At 29.8% G+C, this 4,448-nt stretch carries 4 protein-coding genes; 2 read left to right on the forward strand and 2 right to left on the reverse strand.

Annotated features, from left to right (window positions below):
• On the forward strand, nt 1-2,213 hold a 2,213-nt coding region (locus AB1Z17_RS09755; protein WP_368051615.1), incomplete at its 5' end, for a hypothetical protein.
• Between the two features lie 12 nt (nt 2,214-2,225).
• Nucleotides 2,226-2,894: a polysaccharide deacetylase family protein gene (locus tag AB1Z17_RS09760; protein WP_368051616.1), complete on the forward strand. Its 669-nt coding sequence runs from the start codon at nt 2,226-2,228 to the stop codon at nt 2,892-2,894.
• Nucleotides 2,895-2,906: 12 nt separating this feature from the next.
• Here the strand turns inward: AB1Z17_RS09760 and AB1Z17_RS09765 are convergent, their stop codons facing one another.
• Together AB1Z17_RS09765 and AB1Z17_RS09770 are read right to left on the reverse strand one after the other, a co-directional pair.
• Nucleotides 2,907-3,203: a thioredoxin family protein gene (locus tag AB1Z17_RS09765; RefSeq protein WP_368051617.1), complete on the reverse strand. Its 297-nt coding sequence runs from the start codon at nt 3,201-3,203 to the stop codon at nt 2,907-2,909.
• 87 nt (nt 3,204-3,290) lie between these two features.
• The coding region (locus tag AB1Z17_RS09770) for a metallophosphoesterase (RefSeq protein WP_368051618.1) at nt 3,291-4,448 on the reverse strand (1,158 nt) is incomplete at its 5' end.

A 4,448-nucleotide genomic window follows, 5' to 3' on the forward strand; every position in this document is an offset into this window, starting at 1 on the left:
TACTGCTTTCAATATTATTTATTATGATTGGTTTTTCTTCTTGGATGATGCTCCCTATTAGAGCCAATGCAAATACTACTATTAACGAGAATAATCCTTCTAGTGCACGAGAACTACTTGCCTATTATGATAGAGAACAATATGGAGATGCAAGTGTGTTTTACGACACTTATTATTCCATAATATTTAATAGAGAAATAGATAAAAGCGATCCAACTAAAGATGATAAACCAAAGTACGAAAAAGACGAAAAACTTGGAAAGTACGTTATTGTAAATCATTATAAAGATGCTTTGCCAAATTATAGCGATAAGCATAAAGGTATAATTCCTAGAATGGTAAGTACGGATGCATCTGTAATAAAAAATTACAAGGCCATTGCTGGTATCCCTGAAAACAGTAAAAGAAGACCAACTTTTATTGAAAATATTAAATATATGATCGATTTTCAGTTTGGTTATATGTACGGAAGGTATTTTCTATGGAATTTTGTTGGGAAGCAAAACGACGAGCAAGGAAATCTAGATTTACAAAATGGAAATTGGTTAAGTGGTATTAAATTTATTGATGAATTACATTTAGGTCCACAATCTAATTTACCATCTGATGTAAAAAATAACAAAGGAAGAAATACCTATTTTTTCTTACCTTTTATTTTAGGCTTTATTGGATTGCTGTTTCATCTTAAAAAAGATAAAAACGATTTTTATGTATTGCTTCTATTCTTTGCATTTACAGGTTTAGCTATTATTTTTTATACAAATCCAAAACCCTTTGAACCGAGAGAACGAGATTATGCAGTTGTTGGTTCTTTCTATATTTTTGCTATTTGGGTTGGATTTGGAGTACTGGCAATTTTTGAAAAACTAAAAAAGTATGCCAATCAAAATACAGTTGCAATTGCAGTTTCTGTAATAAGTTTATTGGCCGTTCCAACGCTTATGGCTTCACAAAACTGGGACGATCACGATAGATCTAACAGATATACTTCTCATTTAAACGCTAAAGCATATCTTGATTCTTGTGATGAAAACGCAATTTTATTTACAATTGGTGATAATGATACCTTTCCTCTTTGGTATATGCAAGAAGTTGAAAATTATAGAACAGATATGAAATTGGTCAATACCAGTTTATTCCAAACCGATTGGTATATAGATCAAATGAAACGTAAAACCTATGAAGCTGATCCAATTCCATCTCAATTAACACACGATAAATATAAATTGGGAACTTTAGACGTGGCTTATTATTTTGAAGAAATATTTCCACAATTAAAAGATTCTGTTGTTGATATCGATTATTTTATGAAATGGATTGAAAGTGACAAAGATGTAACTTATTACGATTTAGATGATGATGGCATTGCTGAAAAAGTATTGCCTTCTAATAAAATTAGAATCCCTGTTAACAAAGAAACAGTGTTGAAAAATGGTATTGTTGCTGAAAAAGATGCTCATTTAATTGTGCCTTATATAGATATTGAAATTAACAGTGCTATTACTAAAAATAGAATTTTAATGCTCGATATTTTAGCAAATAACAATTGGGAAAAACCAATCTATTTTACAGGTGGCGCGCAAGCAGATGAGGAATACATTTGGCTAAAAGATTACTTACAGTTAGACGGAATGACCTATAAATTAGTTCCTATTCTCACCAAAAACGATGGTAATTTCTTCGAAATGGGTAGAATAAATACAGACATTATGTACAAAAATGTTAAAAACTGGGATTGGAGAAATATCACAGATGATAATATTTATTTAGATGTAGAAACACGTAAAAATTCTGTTACCTACCGTAATAATATGGAGCGTTTGGCAAGAGAACTAATAAGAGAAGATAAACCTGAAAAGGCACTTGAAATTTTAGATATTTCTTTAGAAAAAATGCCTGTAAATAAATTTGGACATTACAGCATGCTAATTTCATATATAGATTTGTACTATATTTTAGATGAAACAGAAAAAGCACGAAAATTAACTTCAGAATTAAAGACTGTTTTACAAGAAAAATTAGTGTATTTTAGTCAATTCGATGAAACAAATATTGATATAGTTTTTGATCAAATTGAACGTAATTTTTTAATGTACGATCAAATTGTAAAGACCTCAATTAGATTTGATGATGACACTTATGCAGAAGAAATTAAAGACGAATATGTTAAATACTTAAAACTGTTCGATTTTTTAATGGCTGATGAAGAATAGTAATTAATTAAAATGAAACCTTATTTTATAAAAACTCCAAACCTGTTAAAAATTATTTTTAATAAATGGGTTTGGAGTTTTTCTGCAAAAGAAAAAACCATTTACTTAACTTTTGATGATGGTCCAACAACCGAAATAACGGAGTGGACTTTAAATCAACTTCAAAAACACAATGCAAAAGCCACTTTTTTTTGTATTGGAAAAAATATAGAAAAATATCCTGAAATTTTTCAAAAAATAATTGAAGCAAAACATACTGTTGGAAATCATACACATAACCATTTAAATGGTTGGGAAACTAATTTCCAAGAATATTTTACAAATTTTGCACAAGCCAATCAAACCATGGCTTATAATTTTAATTGGAATTCAAAATCACAAAAAAACATTACGCAAACTGCAAAGCTGTTCCGTCCGCCTTATGGCAAAATTTCCCTAAAACAAAGCAAACAAATTAGAAGGGAAGGTTATAAAATTATAATGTGGGATGTTTTGAGTGCAGATTTTGACACAACAATTTCAAAGAAAAAGTGTTTAAAAAATGTTATTGAAAATGTAAAGAATGGAAGTGTTATTGTATTTCACGACAGTGAAAAAGCAAGTGAAAAACTAAAATATGTATTGCCAAAAATATTGGAATACTATTCGGAAAAAGGATATAATTTTAAAAGAATTGATTAGGTATTAAAGCTACTAAACGTATTGTTGCACTAAGTTGATTAAAGAGTTTGCGTCTTGATCTCCAGATTGTCGCCATTTCATTTCACCATCTTTATAAATAATAAAGGTCGGATTTCCTTTAATTCTTAAAGCATTTGCTAATGTTTCATTCTTTTCAATATCAATTTTAATCACTTTAGCTTTATCACCAAGTGCAGCTGCAACATCTCGCAATACAGAATGTAAATCATTAGAGTCTTCTTCCCATTCTGCATAAAAATCGATTAAAACAGGAATCTCAGAACTTATTAATTCTCCAAATTTTGTCATAATTTATTGTAATTTTATTGACTATAGCTGCAAAAAAACAGGCCGTATATATACAAATGTACTATTTTAAATTAAAATAATAGATAGTTACTTCTTTTTCAGCGTAATTACCGTAATTTCTGGCCAAATACCAATTCTTCCTGGAAAGGCTAAAAAGCCAAAACCTCGATTAACATTTATATATTTTCCTAGCTCTTTGTACACTCCGGCCCAATGTTTATAAATATACTGAACAGGGCTCCATTTTATCCCTGGTATTTCTATTCCAAACTGCATTCCGTGGGTATGTCCACTTAATGTTAACTGAAAATTATTGGCATGAGTTTTAACTTCTTGTTCCCAATGTGACGGATCGTGGCTCATTAAAATTTTAAAATCTTCTTTCTTAAGTTTTGATGAAGCCAAATCTAAATCCCCTGCTTTTTTAAAACGTGTTCCCCAATTTTCTACACCAACCAACGCTATTTTTTCGTTTCCTTTTTCTAAATAAACACTCTCATTCAACAATAAATTAAATCCAATTTTAGGATGAATATCCTTTATATCTTGAAAGTTTCGTTCTTTTTCTTCAAGATTTTTCCAACGCACATATTCGCCATAATCATGGTTTCCCAAAACAGCATATTTGCCTTTTGAAGCCTTTAATTTATTGAAGTAAGGAATCCAAGGTGTCATTTCATCGGCTGTATTATTTACAATATCTCCTGTAAATAAAATAACATCCGAATCTTGTTCATTAATTAAATCTATTCCGTAGGCAATTTTATTTTCATCATCAAAACTACCACTATGAATATCAGAAAGATGTGTTAATTTAAACCCCTCAAAAGCACTTGGTAAATCATTAAAATACAACGCATGCCTAATAACTTGGTAATTATATTTACCGCGCATCATTCCATAGAGCACAGAACTAAAAGGAATTGCCGCCAAACCCAAAGCCATTTTGCTTACAAATGCTCTTCTATCTGGAAAATAATTTGATGTTGTAGTACTCGAAAAATAGTTAAATCCCGATTTAAATATTCTAAAAATATCTTCACCAAATAATACAATAAGCGCAATAACTTTTGGTGAAAATGTAAGTATAAATAAGCCAAAAGATAACATAACTTGTTGGCTTAATCCTCTGGACTCTCCAATAGCGTTAATACTGTAAATAACATTAAAAACTACAGCTGCTGAAACTAGCCAGTAAACTACAAATACCATTTTATTTTTAGTAATTGTTTTAACACTTTGAAA

The sequence above is a fragment of the Lutibacter sp. genome (genome assembly GCF_040883305.1).
In the GTDB taxonomy this organism is placed as follows: domain Bacteria; phylum Bacteroidota; class Bacteroidia; order Flavobacteriales; family Flavobacteriaceae; genus Lutibacter.

Coding starts and splice junctions, on each gene's coding strand:
- AB1Z17_RS09760 (WP_368051616.1), top strand. CDS start 2,226: ATGAAACCTTATTTTATAAAAACTCCAAACCTGTTAAAAATTATTTTT.
- AB1Z17_RS09765 (WP_368051617.1), bottom strand. CDS start 3,203: ATGACAAAATTTGGAGAATTAATAAGTTCTGAGATTCCTGTTTTAATC.